The 20,746-nt window shown below is 47.0% G+C and carries 14 protein-coding genes and 1 CRISPR repeat array; of the genes, 6 read left to right on the top strand and 8 right to left on the bottom strand.

The window, feature by feature from the left end; genetic code table 11:
* Positions 1-18: 18 nt before the first annotated feature.
* The 6 genes from C7382_RS02960 (at position 19) to nhaD (ending at position 11,209) form a co-directional block, all read left to right on the top strand.
* Complete coding sequence (locus C7382_RS02960) at positions 19-1,308, top strand: murein hydrolase activator EnvC family protein (protein WP_116678829.1); 1,290 nt, start codon at positions 19-21, stop codon at positions 1,306-1,308.
* The gene (gene ribF, locus C7382_RS02955; protein WP_116678828.1) at positions 1,296-2,252 is read left to right on the top strand and encodes a riboflavin biosynthesis protein RibF; all 957 of its coding nucleotides are present in this window, start codon (positions 1,296-1,298) and stop codon (positions 2,250-2,252) included. Before C7382_RS02960 ends, ribF begins: the two co-directional genes overlap by 13 nt.
* Before the next feature lie 254 nt (positions 2,253-2,506).
* Positions 2,507-3,356: a CRISPR direct-repeat array (repeat unit 37 nt; unit sequence GTCTTGATAGCCTTTGAGACTGATACTGTATAGATAG).
* A 1,216-nt stretch (positions 3,357-4,572) separates the two neighbouring features.
* A complete protein-coding gene (locus tag C7382_RS02945) occupies positions 4,573-6,540 on the top strand; it encodes a fructose-1,6-bisphosphatase (protein WP_207772698.1) in 1,968 nt (655 codons plus the stop codon).
* 163 nt (positions 6,541-6,703) lie between these two features.
* Positions 6,704-9,046: a transglycosylase domain-containing protein gene (locus C7382_RS02940; protein WP_116678825.1), complete on the top strand. Its 2,343-nt coding sequence runs from the start codon at positions 6,704-6,706 to the stop codon at positions 9,044-9,046.
* Between the two features lie 36 nt (positions 9,047-9,082).
* On the top strand, positions 9,083-9,793 hold the full coding sequence (locus tag C7382_RS02935; RefSeq protein ID WP_116678824.1) for a Bax inhibitor-1/YccA family protein: 711 nt from the start codon (positions 9,083-9,085) through the stop codon (positions 9,791-9,793).
* A 39-nt stretch (positions 9,794-9,832) separates the two neighbouring features.
* Positions 9,833-11,209 (top strand): sodium:proton antiporter NhaD, encoded by a 1,377-nt coding sequence (gene nhaD / locus C7382_RS02930; protein WP_116678929.1) that lies wholly within the window; start codon positions 9,833-9,835, stop codon positions 11,207-11,209.
* A gap of 57 nt (positions 11,210-11,266) precedes the next feature.
* Here the strand turns inward: nhaD and cas2 are convergent, their stop codons facing one another.
* The 8 genes from cas2 to C7382_RS02890 all read right to left on the bottom strand — a co-directional run bounded on the left by cas2 (position 11,267) and on the right by C7382_RS02890 (position 20,601).
* Positions 11,267-11,566, bottom strand: a complete 300-nt coding sequence (cas2, locus tag C7382_RS02925; protein ID WP_116678823.1) for a CRISPR-associated endonuclease Cas2 — start codon at positions 11,564-11,566, stop codon at positions 11,267-11,269.
* Between the two features lie 15 nt (positions 11,567-11,581).
* The gene (gene cas1 / locus C7382_RS02920; protein WP_116678822.1) at positions 11,582-14,677 is read right to left on the bottom strand and encodes a CRISPR-associated endonuclease Cas1; all 3,096 of its coding nucleotides are present in this window, start codon (positions 14,675-14,677) and stop codon (positions 11,582-11,584) included.
* A gap of 110 nt (positions 14,678-14,787) precedes the next feature.
* On the bottom strand, positions 14,788-15,630 hold the full coding sequence (cmr6, locus tag C7382_RS02915) for a type III-B CRISPR module RAMP protein Cmr6 (protein WP_243405640.1): 843 nt from the start codon (positions 15,628-15,630) through the stop codon (positions 14,788-14,790).
* Positions 15,627-16,043, bottom strand: coding sequence for a type III-B CRISPR module-associated protein Cmr5 (locus C7382_RS02910; protein ID WP_243405639.1), 417 nt, complete (start codon positions 16,041-16,043; stop codon positions 15,627-15,629). The genes cmr6 and C7382_RS02910 overlap by 4 nt, the downstream gene beginning before the upstream one ends.
* Positions 16,030-16,779 (bottom strand): type III-B CRISPR module RAMP protein Cmr4, encoded by a 750-nt coding sequence (gene cmr4, locus C7382_RS02905; protein WP_116678821.1) that lies wholly within the window; start codon positions 16,777-16,779, stop codon positions 16,030-16,032. The genes C7382_RS02910 and cmr4 overlap by 14 nt, the downstream gene beginning before the upstream one ends.
* Before the next feature lie 3 nt (positions 16,780-16,782).
* Complete coding sequence (gene cmr3 / locus C7382_RS02900) at positions 16,783-17,982, bottom strand: type III-B CRISPR module-associated protein Cmr3 (RefSeq protein ID WP_116678820.1); 1,200 nt, start codon at positions 17,980-17,982, stop codon at positions 16,783-16,785.
* A 1-nt stretch (position 17,983) separates the two neighbouring features.
* On the bottom strand, positions 17,984-19,465 hold the full coding sequence (gene cas10 / locus C7382_RS02895; protein ID WP_116678819.1) for a type III-B CRISPR-associated protein Cas10/Cmr2: 1,482 nt from the start codon (positions 19,463-19,465) through the stop codon (positions 17,984-17,986).
* The gene (locus tag C7382_RS02890) at positions 19,462-20,601 is read right to left on the bottom strand and encodes a hypothetical protein (protein WP_116678818.1); all 1,140 of its coding nucleotides are present in this window, start codon (positions 20,599-20,601) and stop codon (positions 19,462-19,464) included. The genes cas10 and C7382_RS02890 overlap by 4 nt, the downstream gene beginning before the upstream one ends.
* Between the last annotated feature and the right edge of the window lie 145 nt (positions 20,602-20,746).

The raw sequence follows: 20,746 nt of genomic DNA, 5'->3' as shown, positions 1-20,746 counted from the left end.
CCTAATCTCCCCATCGTCATGAAGCATCTACCATATCTACTTCTTATCTGTGCGTTCGCGCTATCGACACAGTCAGCCCTTGCCCAGAAGTCGAAGCGAGTACAACAACTCGAAAACCAACGAAAGGAAGCCCTAAAAGCTATCGAAAAGACCGATCGCGAGCTGCGCAACACGAAAAAAGACAAGCAGAACAAGCAAAAACATCTGAATCTCCTCGGCAAGCAGGTGGCTCAACGCCAACAAGTCGTTCAACTCCTGGACAAAGAAGTCAAGGGTCTGCAAGCAGACATTGACTCCATGACAGGCGTATGCAATCGGCTATCGACAGAAGAGACCGTGCGCACCAATGAATACGTGCATGCCCTGCAATCTATGCAGAAACGCAAGCGATCGATCGACCGCATGCTTTTCGTAGCGTCTGCCAAGAGCTTCGACGAAGGGATGAGAAGGATGCGTTTCCTCGAGCAATATGCATCGGCCTACAAGGAGGCTTCGCAACGGCTGCGTGAAACACGAAGCAAATTGGAATCGGAGCGTGCGATCGTGCAAGAAGCTCGAAAAGAGAAAGGCCAACTCCTCCATATGCGCGAACAAGAGAAGAAAAAGTTGGAGGGCGAGCAGGCGGAACAACGCCGTCAAGTGCAAGCCTTGGGAGCCAAAGAAAAGGATCTGGAAAAGCAACTACGGAAACAAAAGCAGCAGGCCGAAGCACTGAACAAAAAGATCGAACAGCAAATCGCCAAAGAAATAGAGGCCGCCGAACGCCGTGCTCGTGAGGAGCGCGAACGATTGACCCGCGAAGCGAAAGCCAAAGGCAAACCCGTACCCGCCGAGCCGGAACGCAAAGCAGAGACCAAAGGCGGATATGCCATGGATGCAACTGAGCGAGCGCTCTCCGGCAGCTTTGCGCAAAACAAAGGTCGTCTGCCCGGCCCCGTCCGCGGCAGCTACCGCATCATAAGCGACTTCGGTGTGCATCAGCATAGCGAACTGAAGAGAGTACAAGTCAATAATGGTGGCATAGACATTGCCGTCGCTGCAGGAGCCGATGCCACAGCCGTATTTGACGGTGTCGTGTCCAGCGTATTTGTCATCCCGGGCTACAACACAGCCGTAATGGTACGTCATGGTAATTACATCACCGTCTATGCCAACCTCAGCCGAGTATACGTGAGTGCCGGTACGCGAGTAAAAACGGGGCAGTCTCTTGGTCGTGCCTATACCGACCCCGCAACCAACCAGACTACAATCCACTTCGAGATCTGGAAAGAACGAAGCAAGCAAAATCCAAGATCATGGTTACGATAACCATCCCCAACGATTATAATACACCGATAGGCAATTTCAAATGGATACCCGAAGTTGCCGCCACCATCGGCACCTTCGACGGCGTGCACTGCGGGCACAGATTTCTGATCGACCAACTAAAGGAAATGGCTGCGGAAAAGCAACTTCCTACGATGGTGGTCACCTTCGACGTTCCGCCCATATCCGTAGTACGCCCTGGCACTCCCTACCAAAAGCTCACGACCCCGAGCGAGAAACTCCACCGTCTCGAAACCGAAGGCGTAGACTATACCGTCGTACTTCCTTTCACACCGCATCTGGCAGCGATGGAGGCCGAGACCTTCATTACGACCATCCTCCATGAACGACTGCATGTACGCGCCCTGCTTGTTGGTTATGATCATCGCTTCGGGCACGGACGCATAGCCGGTGCAGAAGAATACAAGACCATCGCCCGCCCCTTGGGCATGAGCGTGCAGAAAGCTTTGCCAGCCGAAATCAATGGCATGCCTGCCAGCTCAAGTGCCATTCGCCAAGCCTTGGAGCAAAACGATCTCGCTCTCGCCAATCGGCTCTTGGGCTACGACTATATCCTCACAGGCAAGGTGGAACACGGCTTTCGCATCGGGCGCGAGTTAGGCTTCCCGACAGCCAATCTCACGATTGCCGACAGGCATAAGCTCGTCCCCTGTGACGGAGTCTATGCCGTGCGTGCTACCGTAAGTGGGACGCAATATAACGGGATGCTGTATATAGGTCGGCGACCAACGCTGAACAACGGTGATCAACGCACTATAGAAGTGAACCTCTTCGACTTCGACCAGATGATATACGGAGCACAGGTGCGCGTGGAGTTTGTTTCCTTTGTTCGTGACGATATGAAGTTCGACTCTATGGAAGCACTGCGCTTGCAAATCCAAGCCGACTACGAACAGATCACAGCTCTCTTTGCCACAGAACAATAGCAAAATCTCCATCTTACGCATAAAGTAGAGGGGGCGTTGCATACATGATGCAACGCCCCCTCTGTGTTATTTCGGTTATGAACCGGCTATCCGCTACGGATTACCACGATACGAGAGAGCCCGAAGAGAATCGTACATATCACAGACCAGCTAATACCGAAACACCATCTGTCTACGATGATCACCATTACATCCACCCTATAGAAAGGCCGACTCCATGAAATCACTCATATAGAGTCCGGCCCCTTTCTACAGGGTGGATTGTCTTTGAGACTGATACTGTATAGATAGCTCAACGGGGGCGATGCTCCCGGAGTGATTGAAGTCACGTCTTGATAGCCTTTGAGACTGATACTGTATAGATAGTCAATTGGGTACAATCTACACCCAAGGAAATAGGGGTCTTGATAGCCTTTGAGACTGATACTGTATAGATAGAAAATACTCCTTCCTCTATGAAAATAACAAAAGTAAGGTCTTGATAGCCTTTGAGACTGATACTGTATAGATAGTCTCTTTTGAAGTCAATGAAATCCAAAGAGGAGAAAAACCGTCTTGATAGCCTTTGAGACTGATACTGTATAGATAGACTTGACAGAATGATCGCGAAAGTGACGGACACTTTGTCTTGATAGCCTTTGAGACTGATACTGTATAGATAGTTGATCACGGATATTGGTAATTAAAAAAACTATAAAAAAGTCTTGATAGCCTTTGAGACTGATACTGTATAGATAGAGCATTAAACAAGGCCAAAACGGTCTATTTTTCACGTCTTGATAGCCTTTGAGACTGATACTGTATAGATAGCACTATTAGTGGTTCACTAGCCATCAACAATGGTGGAGTCTTGATAGCCTTTGAGACTGATACTGTATAGATAGTGATCTCGGGAACAGACCCGAGATGATCCTCATAGGAGTCTTGATAGCCTTTGAGACTGATACTGTATAGATAGTAAGAGAGAACAACAAGACACATGAATATATTTCATGTCTTGATAGCCTTTGAGACTGATACTGTATAGATAGCGTTTGTAGCCGAGCCAGTCGTAGGTACGACAACCCGTCTTGATAGCCTTTGAGACTGATACTGTATAGATAGAATTTGATTATCAATAAGTTAAAGAGCTCCTAATTGGGTAACTGACTAATAACAAGCCTCTTGGTTTTCTTCGAAAATCGAGGGGTCAAAATGTTCATGCACAAACATTCATCCACCCGCAATAGGCTTTATCTCATTCTGTGACAAAGATATACAAAGTTTCTAAACATTCGAAAGAAATGAAGAGAAGTTTCTATTTTCTCAATTTTCGAATTCTGCGAAAAATGCCCATTGATAATCAGGCAGTTACAAATGCCTAAAAGGCTGTTTATTCGAAAATAATGAAGCCGGCAGGGATTTTTCTTGTATTTCGAAAAACAGCAAAAAGAGAGAAAAGCAGTAACGCGTTGAAAATCAAAGAGTAAAGTCTTGCAAGGTCTTTCGACATTATTCGAAAATGAAAACTCGGCTCCGCGCGTTCTTCGTGCCGGTATTATATCGAAGCAATTCGAGAGAGCAGACGGGGCTGTCGGAGCAGTCCGATCGGTCGGAACCATCTTTTCGCATGACTGTCGACCGATGGTATCTTCTCCCCGCAAACGGCCGGCGATGCGACGCAGATGAATGAAGAGTCGAAACAATCCGAATCTGACTTTCCAAAGAGTTTCGAAGAGCGCTAAAAATGCCGATTCTGCCTATCGTACGTGTACGAAAGCTCGAGAAACACTGTTTCGGGCTCTGCGTACAAGTCCGCGAACATGAAAACTGCGTTTTTGGGCTTTGCGTACATGTACGCGAACGCGAAAACGCCGTTTTTTACCTCTGCGTACATGTACGCGAAAGTAAAAAATGACGTAAAAAGAAGATATCCGATCATTTCCTGTAGTAAGACGACAAAATCAATATTAAGCAAAAAGGCTGTGTTACAGAAGGACGAATGGCTGTTTTGCCTTTGAGTTTCGGGTTCGGTCATATACACCTTCTTCTCCCACTCTCGACACCCTTGCATTTCGCCTCTTTCCAACACGGCTTCTGAGGCTGGACCAAAATCGAATGATTGAGACATCCCACTACGAGAGGTTCAATGGCAGACATCTGCATCTATGCCACGAAATGAAGGCAGACAGACAAAGATATTGATTGGCGAGTTCTTTATTATTTGTCGATTTTTCGGGGCGAAGTGTCTGCTTGCATAGAAAAGTCAGTACCTTTGGGAGAAATATAAACCTAACACTATTGCTTCACAATGAGTAAGGATAAGACACAGACGGTACAGATGTCCAAGCATGAATTGGATTATTTGGAACTATTGTCCGAGAGTTTTCCGACGGCAACCGAAGTAGCCACCGAGATTATCAATTTGGAAGCCATCCTCAACTTGCCCAAGGGGACGGAACATTTCTTGGCGGACATCCACGGCGAATATGAAGCCTTCATCCACGTGCTGAAGAATGCCTCGGGTAGCATCCAGCGGAAGGTGGACGAGGTCTTCGGCGGTCAGTTGCGTCTGAATCAGAAGAAAGAGCTTTGTACCCTGATCTACTATCCGCGCGAGAAACTGGAACTCGTGAAGCAAAGCGATGAGAAGATGGAGGACTGGTACATGGTGACGCTGAACCAGCTCATCAAAGTGTGCCAAAAAGCCGCCGAAAAGTACACGCGCTCCAAGGTGCGCAAGACGCTGCCTCCGAAGTACAGCTACATCATACAGGAGTTGCTGCACGAGGACGGGATCAACCCCAACAAGTCGGCATATATCAGCAGCATCTTCACCTCCATTATCTCGACCGGCTGTGCCGATGACTTCATCGTCGCCATCAGTGAGACGATACAGAGATTGGTGATCGATCACCTGCATATCGTGGGCGACGTATTCGACCGCGGCCCGGGGGCACACATCATCATGGATGCGCTCATGCAGTATCACCACTTCGACATACAATGGGGCAACCACGATATGCTCTGGATGGGAGCTGCCGTGGGCAATGCCTCCTGCATGGCCAACGTGGTGCGCATCGCCTTGCGCTATGCCAATCTGGACACACTGGAGAATGGGTACGGCATCAACTTGTTACCGCTGGCACGCTTTGCCATGGATACCTATGCCAATGATCCCTGCACGGTGTTCAAACCCAAGCTGGCACAGGCTGATCAGACCTACGACGACAAGAGCGTCTATCTCATCAGCCAAATGCACAAGGCCATCGCCATCATTCAGTTCAAGCTGGAACACCAGATTATAGCCCGCCATCCCGAGTACAAGATGGAGAATAGGGATATCTTCCATCTGGTGAACTTCGCCGATGGCACGATAAGCCTGCCGAGCGGTGTATATCCCATGCTGGACAAGCATTTCCCAACGGTCGATCCCGCCGACCCGTATGCACTGACCAACCAAGAGCAATACATCGTGGACAGGCTGATGAGCAGCTTCCTGCATAGCGAAAAGCTACAGAAGCATCTCCAATGCCTCTACCGCAACGGCAGCATGTACCTCACCTATAATATGAACCTGCTCTACCACGCCTCTATACCGCTGAACAAGGACAAGTCGCTCAAGAAAGTACGTGTAGGAGACAAGACCTATGCCGGACGGGCCTTGCTGGACAAGGTGGAGGAGATGATACGCGCAGCATACGTGGCTCCGGAGCAGAGCGAGCAGCGAAGCGAGGCCGTGGACTATATGTGGTACCTGTGGTGCGGGCCGGATTCGCCCCTATTCGACAAGGCGATGATGACCACATTCGAGCGTTACTTCATCGAAGACAAGACTACGCACCACGAAGAGAAGGGCTACTACTACATTTACCGCCAAGAAAAGGCTGTGTGCGAAATGATCTTGAAAGAATTCGGACTTGAAGGACCTGACACACACATCATCAACGGACATGTACCCGTGAAAGCCAAGAAGGGCGAACTCCCCATCGGGGCCGAAGGGAAGTTGATGTTGATAGACGGTGGTTTCAGCCGTGCATACCAGTCCAGCACGGGTATTGCCGGCTATACGCTCATATTCAATTCACAAGGGCTTCATCTCGTGCAGCACGAACCTTTCAGCAGCACCCGCAAGGCCATCGAGGAGATGGAGGACATCAAGAGCATCACCGTGGTTCGGGAGTTTACCTCGCACCGTATGCTCGTGAAGGACACGGACAACGGCCGCGTACTGTGCAAGCAGGTGGAAAACCTGAAGAAGCTACACGAAGCTTATAATTACGGACTCATCAAAGAACGAAGGAAGTAATCGGGGCTGTGCTAAAATCAAGTTTTGAAACAGCCTCACTAAAGGATAGTAAATAGTAAGAGGGGGAGATACAATTCTTCAGTGCCCGAGCTCGTTAATAGAGCAAATAGAGGTTTGCGGGGCAACGCCCCCTCGTTATTTGTAATCTAAGAACAGTAAAACGTTGAATACGCTTACTCAAAAGATCGTTCGGCTTCTCTGGACGGCTTTCATAGCCGGATGGGCCATCATCGGCATTCTGTTTATACTCATTGCTACGGGTGTGATCGGCTATATGCCACCCATCGAGCAACTGCAGAATCCTATCGACAAGTATGCATCGCAACTAATCTCGTCGGACGGGAAGGTTTTCGGTTCCTATGCTCACAGCGGGGACAATCGTATCTACACCGGCTATAACGAGATCTCGCCCGATCTGATCAAAGCACTCATCGCCACGGAAGACGTGCGCTTCCGCAGCCACTCGGGCATCGATAGCAAAGGACTTTTCCGCGCAGTAGTCAAGCGCGGCATCCTCAATCAGAAAAGCGGGGGAGGTGGCAGTACCATCACACAGCAGTTGGCCAAGCTACTCTACTCTCCTCGCACAGAGACAAAGGTAGGACGCCTCTTCCAGAAACCCATCGAATGGGTGATCGCCGTGAAGCTGGAACGTTTCTATACGAAAGAGGAGATCATCACGATGTATCTCAACTATTTCGACTTCCTGTACAATGCCGTGGGCATCAAGTCGGCATCTTATACCTACTTCGGCAAGCAACCATCCGATCTGAAGATCGAAGAGGCTGCTGTCCTCGTGGGTATGTGCAAAAATCCGGCCTACTACAATCCCATTCTGCATGGGGAGGTGGAACGCAGCCGCGGCCGTCGCAATATCGTACTGGAGCAAATGTACAAGGCCAAGTACATCACCAAACAAGCCTGCGACTCCCTCCAGAAGCTGCCACTGGTCACTTCCTTCCACCGCATCACGCATCGCGACGGCGAAGCTCCTTACTTCCGCGAACGCCTGCGTCAGATGCTCATGGCCAAAAAGCCCGAGCGCAAAAACTACTTCGAGTGGCAAGTGGATCAATACCGTGCCGATTCGGTAGCGTGGGAGAACGACCCGATCTATGGTTGGTGCAACAAGAACAAGAAATCTGACGGCTCGTACTACAATATATATACCGACGGTCTCAAGATCTATACGACCATCGACCTGAAGATGCAGCAGTATGCCGAAGAAGCTGTGGAAAAACAGATGAAGGAGGTACTGCAACCCATATTCGACCGAGAAAAGCGCGGACGCAGCTATGCTCCTTTCTCCCGCAATATCTCTCAAGACGAACAACAGAAAATCCTCTCACGTGCCATGAGGCAGAGCGACCGCTGGCGCGAGATGAAGAAGGCCGGCATATCCGAGTCGAACATCCGAGCGTCGTTCCGCGAGAAGAGAAAGATGCAGGTATGGAGCTGGCGCGGTACGATCGACACGGTCATGTCTCCCTTGGATTCCATCAAGTATCTCAAAGGTATTCTCCGCACAGGCTTCATGGCAATGAGTCCGCATAACGGCCACATAAAAGCCTATGTGGGCGGCATCAACTTCCGCAACTTCCAGTACGACATGGTGAGTCAGGGACGCCGTCAGGTGGGCTCTACCATCAAGCCGTTCCTCTACTCCCTCTCGATGATAGAGGGCATATCGCCCTGCGATGAAATGTTGCACGTAGCACAGACGCTGTACACCGAATCGGGCAGGCCGTGGACCCCCAAGAATGCCGGAGCGAGACGCGTGGGAGAGATGGTAAGCATCCGATGGGGACTGCAGAACTCATCCAACTGGGTGACGGCCTACCTTATGGGCAGGACTTCGCCCTATACCTTCGTTCGTCTGCTGAGGTCTTATGGTCTGAACGGATACTTGGATCCGAGTCTCTCCATCTGTCTGGGTACGCCGGACGTATCGGTACAGGAGATGGTAAGTGCTTATACGGCTTTTGTAAACAAAGGTATTCGAGTCAATCCCCTCCCCATAACGCGCATAGAAGATCAGTATGGCAACGTAGTGGCTCAGTTCACACCCAACATGGTAGAAGTATTGCCTGCCGATGCAGCTTACAAGATGCTCTATATGCTGAAGTCTGTAGTAGAAGGAGGCACGGGTAGCCGTCTGAAATACCGCTACAACATCAAGACCGATATGGGAGGTAAGACCGGTACCACACAGAATAATAGCGATGGTTGGTTCGTCGGCTTCACTCCTTCACTCGTTGCGGGCTGCTGGGTAGGCGGTGAAGATCGCTCGGTGCACTTCGACTCCATGGCACAAGGACAGGGTGCAGCATCGGCGCTACCTATATTTGCCGAGTTCCTCAAACGCGTCTATGCCGATCCCAAGCTGGGATACCTCATGGACGAACGATTCGAATTCCCACAAAACTTTCAACCCTGCGTGATGGACTATGACGCAGAGATAGTCAATGGCGGCGAGGTTATCGAGCCATTGCCCGATGTAGAATAACAACACAGAGTACTAACAAAAAACAATCAAGACAATATGAACTACAACGAATTGGATAACCAATCCACCATCTATGTGGATAGCACCCTCCAAGCTACCACGATGCGCCATGTCTTTGCATGGATGTTTGGCGCCCTCGGCATTACGGCTCTTACAGCCATGCTCGTAGCCAAGAGCTCGTTCATCTATACGATCATAATGAACCCGGGTCTGCTTTGGGGATTGATCATAGCTGAATTGGCTTTGGTATTCATCCTATCGGCTCGTATCGGTAAGATGTCGTTCTTCACGGCATCCCTACTCTTTACAGGCTACTCCCTGCTCAATGGGGTTACGCTCAGCAGTATCTTCATCGTGTACACGGCCACAAGCATCGCTACGACCTTCTTCATTGCAGCCGGCATGTTTGGTGCTATGGCGCTGTGGGGATACACGACCAAGAAAGACTTGAGCCGCTGGGGTAGCATCTTCTTCATGCTTTTGATCGGTCTCATCTTGGCCACAGTGGTCAATATGTTCTTGCGTTCGGATGCCATGGGCTTCATCATTTCCATCATTGGAGTGATTATCTTCACCGGTCTCACGGCATTTGACGTCAATAAGATCAAACAGATGCTGGCTCAGACACAAGGAGTGGACAAGGGCGACGTAGCTCGCAAGGTTGCATTGATGGGAGCATTGGCGCTCTATCTCGACTTTATCAACCTCTTCCTCTACCTTCTCCGCTTCTTCGGCAGACGGAACTAAGGGTTACTCCTTCAAGGTTGCCATTCAGGCACAACCATGATTTTTAAACTTCTTCCGCTAATCTTCCTCCTGGGCATCGTTGCGATTGCCTTGGAGGATGTGATTAGGGTCAATAAGACAGCCATTGCCCTCTTTATGTGCGTGGCTCTCTGGGGCATCCTAATGATTGATGCTCAGGCAATATCAGCGGACAACGGGCAGGCAGCGGCCATAATTGCTGCCGGACAGGAACCATCCAAAGCCTCTGCAGATATGTTTATTCGCAACAGTCTGCAGGAGCATTTGGGCAATGTCTGTGAGACGCTTTTCTTCGTCATGTGCTCCATGCTTCTGATCAATATCGTGGACAAACATGGCGGATTCGAGGCCGTAACCCGACACGTGAAGACGAACAACAAGCGATCACTGCTGTGGTTTTTCTGCATCTCTTCGTTTTTCTTCTCTGCCCTATTGGACAATTTGGCTGCCGCCATCGTGCTTATTGCCATTCTCGGGAAGTTGGTACCGGACAAGACCGACAGGCTCAAGTATGCCTGTATGATCATCATCTCATGCAATGCCGGTGGTTCGTGGTCTCCTATCGGTGATGTCACCACCCTCTTGCTGTGGACTAATGGACGGATAAGTGTGGCACATCAAGTCCTGCATCTCTTTGTTCCGGCTCTTATCAATATGCTGCTGCCTCTTATTGCCGCCCACTTCTTCCTATTCAAGAATAAAGTGACGCTGAGAGAAACGAGGTCGATCGTAGAGAGTGATGATTACTTCCGCCTGATACCGGCTGCACATAGGCATTTCATATTCTGGCTCGGGGTCTCCTCCCTTGTGCTAATACCGGTCTATCAGATTGCTTTCGGCATTCCGCCGTTTATCGGCATCTTGATCGGTGTGGTCATCCTATGGCTCTATACTGATCTCATGTACAAGAATCTGCATACAATCCAAGAGCGGGAGAAGCTGTCCATCGTAAGACTACTGCCGGATGTAGACCTGACGACTATCCTCTACTTCCTCGGTATCCTGATGGCAGTGGGAGCACTCGAGACATCGGGCGTACTCGCCTCTTTCGGCAAAGATCTGAGCGCACTTACCAGCAACACGTCGCTCATCAGTTTTATGATCGGGCTAACCTCATCGTTGGTGGACAACGTTGCTTTGGTAGCCGCTGTGATGGGGATGTATGATATTTCGTCCATAGCCGGTTCACCTTTTGTGGCAGATGGTTCGTTCTGGACTTTTCTCTCCTACTGCGCGGTCACCGGCGGCAGCCTGCTGATCATCGGATCGGCCACAGGCGTTACCGTCATGGGATTGGAGAAGATTAGCTTCGGCTACTATCTGAAACGCTTCTCGCTCTTGGCCTTGCTCGGATACATAGGCGGAGCCGCTACATACCTCCTTCTCTTCCTCAAGTAAAAAGACAACAAAGGCTGCGCGATTGTTGTCGCACAGCCTTTGCTGCCGTACTGAAAACTACCCGATCAGTCGGGTTTTTCTTTTCCGCCGACTCCGAGGTGCTGCAGTCCCAGCCCCTACAGACCACGCTGCTTCATAGCATCCCTTACACAAGGGCAGAAAGAAAACATGATCTCTACGATCTATCAGAGACGTAACCATCTCCACTAAATCGGGCAGATCTAATTCGCAACTGAGTGTACAGATGAAAACTGATTTATTGATACGCATCCCACACCTCTCAAGACTGTCGGCCACCTTTCGCCTACGTTTATTGGCACTAATATCGTAGGCAATAAGCACTTTCTTATCTTTCATCTGCTTGTCCTCCTCTTACCATTTGGGGGTATAGAATTTTAAATGCGCAATCTTGCCAAGGCAAAAGTCTCGCACATCGCGAGTCTGCAACTTCATAATCTCAGAAAACACTTTTTCGCCCGAACGGTAATACTCGGAGGCAAACCACCGTTCATTGATCTTGGAAATAATACGCGTACGCGTCTGCATATCAAGTAGTCCTTTGTCGTTCTGTCCCACCTCCTCACCCTTGGACAGCAAGGCCAAAATACTACGATCCACCACGAAAGAACGGTACTGCTCCATCAGATCAAAGCAGAGGGCAGGTCTATTGTCCTGTGTGCTGTGTAGGATACCGATATTGGGATTGAGTTGCCAAATATCGATCGTCTTCATGACGTAACTCTGCAAGATGGCATATCCATAGTTGAGCATTTGGTTTACAAGATCAGTAGCTCCTTGATGCTCTCTACTATCGAATGGATATCCGGCACGGTTTACAAGCAAAGCATAGACCTGCCAATAGATCCGTGAACACCGTGCTTCATGCAACATGGCATTCTGTCTGTAGTCCCGCAACGTCTTACCGCCCCACTCTTCCGCTTCCAACTGTTTGAGTTCGTCGATGGCTTGCGCCAATGCCCGTTCCAGTGCCTCCTCTTTTCGGTAATACTTGTAATAGTATCGAAGCAGTTTGCCTTGGTTCCGGATCTTGTTTCGCACAAGTAAATCTATAAAAAGTCGACTCCGCCTCTCATCCAGCTCCATCTGCGACTCCATTACCGAAGGCAGGATAGTGTCCATACCGTTGAGCGTGGCATAAGCCTCTCCTACAGCGTTGTAAAAGACGACACGAATACTTTTCTTGCGACAATACTTCGTGACATTGCTACTAAACGAGACTCCTTCGCTTACAATGCTGATTTGTTCAATCTGTGCTGCCGGTTGCTTGCTGATAATCCGGCCAAACTTTTTCACGACTACATGATTACGACTGATGCCCACAAAGGCTCCCGGCTCATCAACCACGAGGTCGAATACTTCTTCCTTCTTTTGCAGCTGCCCCCTGCGTTGTTCCTGTAGCATATCCTCCACCTTTTTAGGTTTGGGGAGATCGGCTATCGATGTAGCTTTTTTGCGGACAGCTGTTTGTAGTCGGGTTGCAGCTGCTTGTTGATTCAAAAAACCAATACGTACGAGCTGCTCCACGATACGTTTCCGTTCCTGCGTTCCTTCATGCGAGACAATATAGGATGCGTACACCTCTGTCGCGATCCGGTCGACTATCTCAAGATCGACTTTGGAGACGAGTTTTTGGTAATAATTGGACATCCCCCGGATGGTTTCGGCCAATGCACTAAAAGACTCAGTATCGCGATAAAGGGCAGTCGCAATCTTACGTTCGACTGCGTCGGTCTTTTCTCGACTCATCTCTCTACCGCCGTCCGATCGGAAGGTTATCCCTAAGAAGCTGAATGAAGCCCGTATGTCTGAAACAACAAAATCTTTGTTCAACCGGAGTTTCTTCCTAACTGACAAGTGGTCGTTCAATGATTGCAGACAAGTCAATGGGTGTACTTTTTCGGGTAAAAACAGCAACAGATCATCTGCATAGCGTACAAATTCTGTAGTGATATTGCGTGCGATATAGCGATCGGTCTCCGTCAGATAGAGATTGGAAAGCATGGGAGCAAGCGGACTTCCCTGAGGTATGCCGAGCGAATTGGGACGATACTGCAGCTTCTTGTCCACTGTCCCCGAACGCATCCACAAATCGACCATCCTTGCCAACAAAGGATCGCCTGTCAAGTCTTGCAACTGCTCCATAAGGGCAGCAAGAGGAATCGTATCGAAGAAGTCATCAATGTCACAACGAACAATAGTGTAGCTGTCGTCCAATGTGCGACGAAGATGCTCGACCTGTTTAATGGCTGCTACTGCACCTTTGCCTTTGCGATAAGCATAGTTCTGCGGGATCAACAAAGCATCCACAACGGGATACAACACTTGGGCAAGACTCTTCTGTAAATACAAGTCCAACTTCGACGGAATATTAAGCTCTCGAAAGCCTCCGTCCGACTTCGGGATGTGTAGCGATCTATAAGGTGCAGGGACATAGTTCTGGGCACAAAGCGATGCGATCAGACCATCACGCTCCGCTTCTTCCAACGGTATTGCCCTATCCTTCTCCAGCAAGGACAACCACATATCATACAACCGAGTACTACCTCCAGAGGCACTGATCTGCCCATTACCCGAAATCGTATGATTGCCCACGTGTACCCAATGTGCTATGGCAAGCATGATGGCAGCCACAGGATCGTAAGGCACACGATAGAATAATTGCCCCAACATTCCGGCCATATCATAGTGGCGATTATCCTTGATGGTAGGCTTGCGGGGCATACTCACCTGTGCAAGTAATAAGTTGTCACTCTCGGCATAAACGTATGGTTTGGATTCTCCTCCTGCATGGAGGTAAGCCGAGTGTAATTCGTATAGTCTCCGCGAAAGACGATTCATCAAACGTGAATAAGGAATCTCGTCGGTCAAGACCTGATCTATCTTGACACTTGTGGGCGAGAGGAAGCGTATGCACAGCAGGTCCTCCCAGTAGGGTGCATGCCGCAAGAAGAAATCGATTGTCAAACGGGAGGATTCAGTCCGCAGGCTATTCTCATACTTATCAGTCTCCGGATTGAATAGCTGATAGGAGCGGTAGGCCAGAGATGATTCACGAAAGAAGTTGTAGTCTTGCCATTCGGGCAGGAATTTCAGAAAATCATCAACCAAAGAGACGTCCCTGGCTACGATCGTTATGTACAAATCAAGAGGTTCTCCGGCTGCAAATCCGCGTCTAAAAGGTTTATCTGCTCTGATGATCAAACGAGAGGTCGAAAGCAGCGCTTTCCGCGCCCCTCCCTCAGCATCCTCCTGGGGCTTGAATATCTCCGAATAGAGGTAAGCATAATGCGGACTCTTCTTGAGAGCATTCCCCAAAGCAAAACGAGGAAGAAAATACCACTTACTATTAAAATTAACCGCCTTCTGTGCTTCAAACCTTACTCTGAAATGAAATGCAGAAAACTCGGATAGGAAAGTCGGCAATGACTCTTTGACGATAGATGTCATAACGATGATAAAGGGATGTGGAGTACCTAATCCTTCGGTACAATAGAAATTACCCGAACTATACGCCCGGGTAATTTTTGATTAAGATAAAGAGACCGATTCTTCTCTGTTTACTTACACTCGCAGAATCGTCCATATCCGACATTGGTCTTCGCTCCTAAACCGAAGGTGAGGATTATTTCTTTGAAAAGATCTCGCTTTTGTTCTGCCGAAAAGAGTATTTCCTTCCCGCCGACTAATACCTTAGTGTCTTTCAGTATAAAACGGAACCGGTATGTTACTCCGGGATTTACCCTTAGAAAACGAATCGGAACAGGATTGCGCAGGGGCTTTTCGTGAGGTGTGATGTAGTCATCACCGAACAATATTCCTCCTTTTTCAATTCCTATAGGCACTGCATCGAAGAATATATCACGCTCGTATATCGACTGACCTTTACCCTCGAATACGGAGTTTATAAATTCCTTCTGTAATCTTTCCTCCGCGGAATTTTTCTCCTCACAGGAAAGAGTGTTGAAGAATTTACCGGTGAGAAAATCCCAATTCTTGACAGCCGAACGCAAAGCACCTTTTATTGAAGAACCCGGAATAACCGGCATGCCGGTCGTGTGATCGAAGTACATACCCAGTTGGTAAAACTCTCCCGACTCCTTTTTCTCTTCTCTATCGGAAGCTTTTGAACCTTCCTTTTTATTGATTTCATGATGGTAACCCACTCCGCACAATAGCCCTGGATAGGTCGTCTTCAACTCAAAATCAAAAGCCTGTACCTGAGATGAAGTCGCATCAAACACCTTCTCAAAAGGGTCATCAAGAGATGGAAGGGTACGCACATTTTTCAACTGGTCAGCTCCACCTGCATTGAATTGGGAAGTATCTTTCAATTCTCCATTGTTGTCCAACTCCAACGTATCAAAATAACGACGATAATACCACAGTCCGTAGTTCATCATTCACCTCCTTCCTTACTCTTATCAGGCTCTACGAAAACAAATGTCCGTGCTGCCAATTTAAGCGCAACGGCATACTCGAGAATCTTTCTTTCATCGGAAGGGTTGAGTTTTATCTCGCTCAACTTGCCCCCTTTTTTGCCAATGATCTCTCGGATAATCGCCGTGGGATTACTCAAATCTTGCGGTTCAGATTCGCACCACATATAGTACAGAGCTTTCAACCAAAGCTCTCTTTTTTCCTTGTTGTAAAATATGAGAGTGGGAAGAAGCCCCGACTGAATAATGTTCGCACCCAAAGAGTTGATATACCCCTCGTGCACCTTTTCTATCCTATTCCCTTTAGCAATGCCGACTTTTTCAATTGCGTCCATTGCTTTGGGGATATGTCTCTGAACATCTTTATTGCTCATCATACTTCGAGATATTTTTGATTGAACAGAAACCATATCCGATAGATCCATTAGCTCCTATCTGCACTGGCTTTGACTGAATAATCTTATCGAACGTTTCAAACTTTTTCTCATCATCGTAAGAAACAAAGAACACAAAGCATGACTCAGACGGTACTACTTCTTCGTACCAAAGATTTTTGCTTTCGCCGTTTTCCAAGCAATTACGGGCTATCACGGGTAATTGTTTCACTTCTTCGACAACTTCTTTTTCTTTAGCTTCGGGAGAAACTCCTGCCTTGGGATAGTCCGGTTTTACTTTTAGTGCATTTGCAAGTGAGGTGATTGTTTCTTGCAAATTGGCATTTGTCGCCAAAGTGTAACCTCTCGCCTCTTTATCCGATCGAATGGGAAAAGCCCACAGATTAGCTTGAAAAAAGGAGAAATGCCCTATTCCGTTGTCTTTTTCCTTGTCATTATTCTTGTCTTCCTTTTTATCATCCTGCCCTTCATTTTTCTTTTTGTTCTCTGGCTTTTTAGTTTCTGTCCGAGGACCAAAGATGTAATCAAGATCCTCCTTTAGCAGATCGTTTGAGGCGCAGAACTGTCTGAGTGCTCCTTTAAGGCTGGATGAGAAAATGCACGGCAATCCCGTTGTCACATCTCGTTGTACACTATTGTCTACGACATCGTAGTTGGCACCTCCCTTACCTACGTGGAGATTGGTAAGGCAGCGAATTAGATAAGCAGCTGTTTTCATATACTATCTTGTTTTTTGTTTGTTGTCTGGTTCGATGATTGTTGTGTAGTTATAGCCGATTGTATGAAAATGAGAAGAGATTACTCTCTGGCAGAATTTGTCTGCGGCTTCATAGTCTTCGAAGTAGAAGAGCGATCCGGCTATGTATAGCTCCCTTTCGTGGGTCAAATGCACATCTTTCGTCTTGACCTCCTTGTGTCCTTTTACCCTTTTTCCGAATCGATTATAGAAACGACGGTCTCCATCTGTTTGAGTTAAGAGACAAGCAAAATCCTTTACTTCGGTAATCGCAAAGAGCGCTTCTTTTGCTATTTCAGAAGGAATGCATGCATCTGACAGCAGCAAAACCATATACAGAGATCTGTCTTTCGCAAAAGAAAAATCCTTAAGAGGTAGCAGATCTGTATTCTCTTCCTTTGTTACTTCCATGAGGAAAGGCTGGCGCTCTCCTCCCAAATGCACTATCTTGCTCTTTTCAAAACGGACTTCTTCTTTAGCCCGAAATCGGAATGCAAAGCAATAATCATGCACCTTCTTCAATTCTTTCTCGCAATTACTATGGGCAGTGCCTTCGTTCCCCTCTTTCAGATCTCCTCCAACATAATTGGCGAAATGGTAGAAAGTTTCGCAGAAGAAAGCATCATCCTCTGTTCCGCCTGTGTAGTTCTTGCGAATACCGACACGAGTATCTTCCTTAAAGAAATCATCCTCAGCAATGGTATCACTCTGTATTCGATCCGAAATCCAACGGCTATAAACTCCTTTCTTAGTGTCATAGTCCTCAAGTAAGACTACACTGCCCTCCTTTTTGAGATGTAAAGGTTCGTATTTACCCTTTTCTTTTTCTTTTTCTTGATACCGCAAACCGGCAGGGAGGTACATCTCTCCGGTCTCCTTATCCATCAAAAACACAGGAGAAAGAGATTCGATCAGTCCAAAGTTATCCACAGAGGGCTCCTCAGGAGAAAAACTCTTTTCTCCAATCAATTCCTTCGCAGCCTTACTATTTACAATCTTATTATTGTCGAATACGCTTTTATCTGCATGACACAAAAGTTGATAACGCAGCAATCCGAGCAAAGCCGTCTGCTGTGGGAAGTGAGAGGAACGGACAAAATAATTGACGTTGTCTTTCTCGAAAGTATTTTTCTGCCCAAAGAAGAACTTGTCTATGGGCGTAAGTTTGACTAAATAAGTAGGCATATTACTTCTCGTCTTTAGCATTTACAAACTGACAATAACGCAAGATTCCGTGCAGTAGCTCCTTCTGTACTTTCACATCAGAAACTTCTCCTGAGCTATGCATACAGACTATAAACTCTCTGACATCATCGAGAAAACAATTGTCCTTGTGCACATCCTCATCGAAAAAGTTCTCAAAGACGGCTTTCAACCGCTCTGCATCTCCGGCAACTTTGGAGATGATGGGTTCGTACATTTCATCTATCCAATAGATAAGCCCTTTGATCATAGAGGGATTACTTACAGTGCGCTTCATGAGATCGCGGGCTGCATTATACAGCGTTTGTTGCCCGGATGCAACACTTACGGTATGCTTACAGGGTAGAAGAAACTCTATCTTCTGCCCACTATGCTTTTGGATAGAGACAGCCACACGATCCTTGTTTTCACCATCTTTCGCCTTTCTCAACATGGCATCGGCTACTTCCATTGCCTCAGACATAGGACTCTTGTAGTAGAGGATGCTGACACCATACGACATGGAAAGACTATTCTCTCCTAATTTTTCACGAAAACCATGGAAGGATTGCTCCACTGTCTCGATCAAATCGAAAATATCTTTTTCTAACAAAGGCATTCTCACCGGTGTAAAGAAGAAGAGATCATCGCCACCGATGTAGATGGGTTTAGCCCTCATCGTAAACAACTTCTTCGCTGCTTCTTCAGAAAAATCGAAGAAATGCTTGGAAAAACTCTGCATTTTTTCTACCGTGTCGAGCTTGCTGATATATTTTCCGAAGTTATCTCCATCAGCTTTCACAATAGCCATATACTTATAGCAGTTGAGGAAGTCTTCTCTTTCGGCCGATAATTTTGGATAATTAACTTCTTGCGTCTCATTCAGGTAGCTACGCACTTCCTCATCACTTAAGTAACCGGAGACAGCTATTTCTGAAATCGACTCAAAAGCCCGTTCCTCTTTACCAAAATCCCCCACAATAAATGGATTGTTTTTTGACTCCAAAAATTTTGTCAAGTAGTCATTTGAAGAAAAAGACACAGCTACTTGATTCAATTCTTGGGTATCTAAATACTTATTGAGTTCTAAGAGTAGCCCTTCTTTTTTATCCGAATCTATTGTGATCGACGACACCTTGATGTAGCTCGATAAGAACTCTTTTATCTCGTGTTCTTCCCATTCGGTGTCCGGGATTTTCATGAACTTCTTGACAAGTTCATCTTCAATTTTGGAAATGATATCCTTGATGTTGTCTACCTTTCCCACTGCAAAAAGCCGATCGGGATATAGTCCGACCTTTTTGATTGTTTTCGAGGTATCGGCATACGGAGAAATAATAGAAATATTCTTTTTTGATAGTTCTTCTACCAAGCGTTTCATGATCCAAGAAAACATATAGCTGGCAGTCCAAAATGCTTTTGTACTACGAGCTTTCATAATGGTTCTGTAGATCGGTCCTATGGTAATGGCTGTGTATGTTGTCATAACAATTCTTCGGTGTTTTTTATGTTTTTATCTTGAACATATGCCATAAAATCTTCGAAGTCGAAAGTCGCCTTTTTCGGCGTTCGCACTCGTTTCTCCCGCATTTCCGTAGAGAGGACAAACTCCATATCGAACATTTCATCCGGAATATCTTTCAAAATCAGGTATATGATGTCTCCTATTGGCTTATAAATAATAGGAGAAGCAAAACGCTCAATCGGAGGGTTAGCCACTTGATTCGAAACTTTGACTCGGCGATTCAGCTGAGGAAATTCAAATTGCCCATGAAGCCCCAATAAGGCACGGACATACATAGTGATATAGGATTTGGTTCCTTTCTCCTTTCCTAATCCAACCATCTCACGTACCAATGGTTTTTCCCACTCTATCGCCTTTTCATGGAAGTATTGTCGCAATTCGGAATACTGTCCATTAGCAGCAGTCTTAAGTTTATGATGAAACCGCTGTATTTGGCTTAATTGGTGGTGAACATCTACGCGGCTTTTCAAACAGTTGTCCACACGCAGATCGTACATCTTCTGAGCAATACTTTTTTTGTCCTCATTTATGGGTTTGTCATTCAACAAACGCACCGTATAGCTACCAAAACCTTTGCTTTGCCTTGCTCCAAAGTTGTGCAGCAAGAAGAAAGATTGCAAATGCGATTCTATCATTTTGCTCAACTCCTCGTTTTGGCATAAGATCTCCCCATAAATATCACCTTCTATTTGAGTTGCCAAACGCACTTCATCCCATTTATTATCCCCGGATCCAGGTTTTTTCAGTTTATCTTCATTGGCAAAATAGGGAGAAGGAGAAAGCATTTCGATCGGTAGAGACAATTTTTTATTTGCTTCTACCAGGAAAGCATTTCGGAACTTTTCAGCTACATTATTCATCGGCAGGAAATACTTGATACTTCCTTCAACATGAAAAGATAGTTTGTAGTGTAGAGCAGACTTTTGTCCGGGGATATGCCATCCCTTTTGCTCAACCTTGCCAGATCCTATCTTCGAAATGATATATCTATCCAACTTCGACTTTACTTCCGAAGCCCTCAACGTAGCCCCGTTATCCTTTGCCTGAAAGTGGATTATAGGGGTATGCTGCCTCAGCTTAAATTCAATTCTCTTCATTTGTCGTTTTATTTTTATCCGGACCTGCTTCCTTGTCGTCGGATGTACTACCTTTTTTGCGAGAATTCTCGGAACGCAATTTTTCCAGCTCTAATCTTTTATTCCATTCCAAATCCGTCATTTTCAGCTTAATACACCGATCAAA

Origin of the sequence: Porphyromonas loveana, assembly GCF_003096695.1 — a bacterium.
Taxonomy (GTDB): Bacteria; Bacteroidota; Bacteroidia; order Bacteroidales; family Porphyromonadaceae; genus Porphyromonas; species Porphyromonas loveana.
The sequence above is the reverse complement of the archived record's forward strand: the minus strand, read 5'-3'. Positions and strand labels throughout refer to the sequence as shown.

Coding starts and splice junctions, on each gene's coding strand:
- ribF (WP_116678828.1), top strand. CDS start 1,296: ATGGTTACGATAACCATCCCCAACGATTATAATACACCGATAGGCAAT.
- C7382_RS02945 (WP_207772698.1), top strand. CDS start 4,573: ATGTCCAAGCATGAATTGGATTATTTGGAACTATTGTCCGAGAGTTTT.
- cmr4 (WP_116678821.1), bottom strand. CDS start 16,779: ATGAAAACAGCTGCTTATCTAATTCGCTGCCTTACCAATCTCCACGTA.
- C7382_RS02935 (WP_116678824.1), top strand. CDS start 9,083: ATGAACTACAACGAATTGGATAACCAATCCACCATCTATGTGGATAGC.
- cas1 (WP_116678822.1), bottom strand. CDS start 14,677: ATGACATCTATCGTCAAAGAGTCATTGCCGACTTTCCTATCCGAGTTT.
- cas2 (WP_116678823.1), bottom strand. CDS start 11,566: ATGAAAGATAAGAAAGTGCTTATTGCCTACGATATTAGTGCCAATAAA.
- C7382_RS02910 (WP_243405639.1), bottom strand. CDS start 16,043: ATGATGAGCAATAAAGATGTTCAGAGACATATCCCCAAAGCAATGGAC.
- cmr3 (WP_116678820.1), bottom strand. CDS start 17,982: ATGCCTACTTATTTAGTCAAACTTACGCCCATAGACAAGTTCTTCTTT.
- C7382_RS02960 (WP_116678829.1), top strand. CDS start 19: ATGAAGCATCTACCATATCTACTTCTTATCTGTGCGTTCGCGCTATCG.
- cas10 (WP_116678819.1), bottom strand. CDS start 19,465: ATGACAACATACACAGCCATTACCATAGGACCGATCTACAGAACCATT.
- C7382_RS02890 (WP_116678818.1), bottom strand. CDS start 20,601: ATGAAGAGAATTGAATTTAAGCTGAGGCAGCATACCCCTATAATCCAC.
- cmr6 (WP_243405640.1), bottom strand. CDS start 15,630: ATGATGAACTACGGACTGTGGTATTATCGTCGTTATTTTGATACGTTG.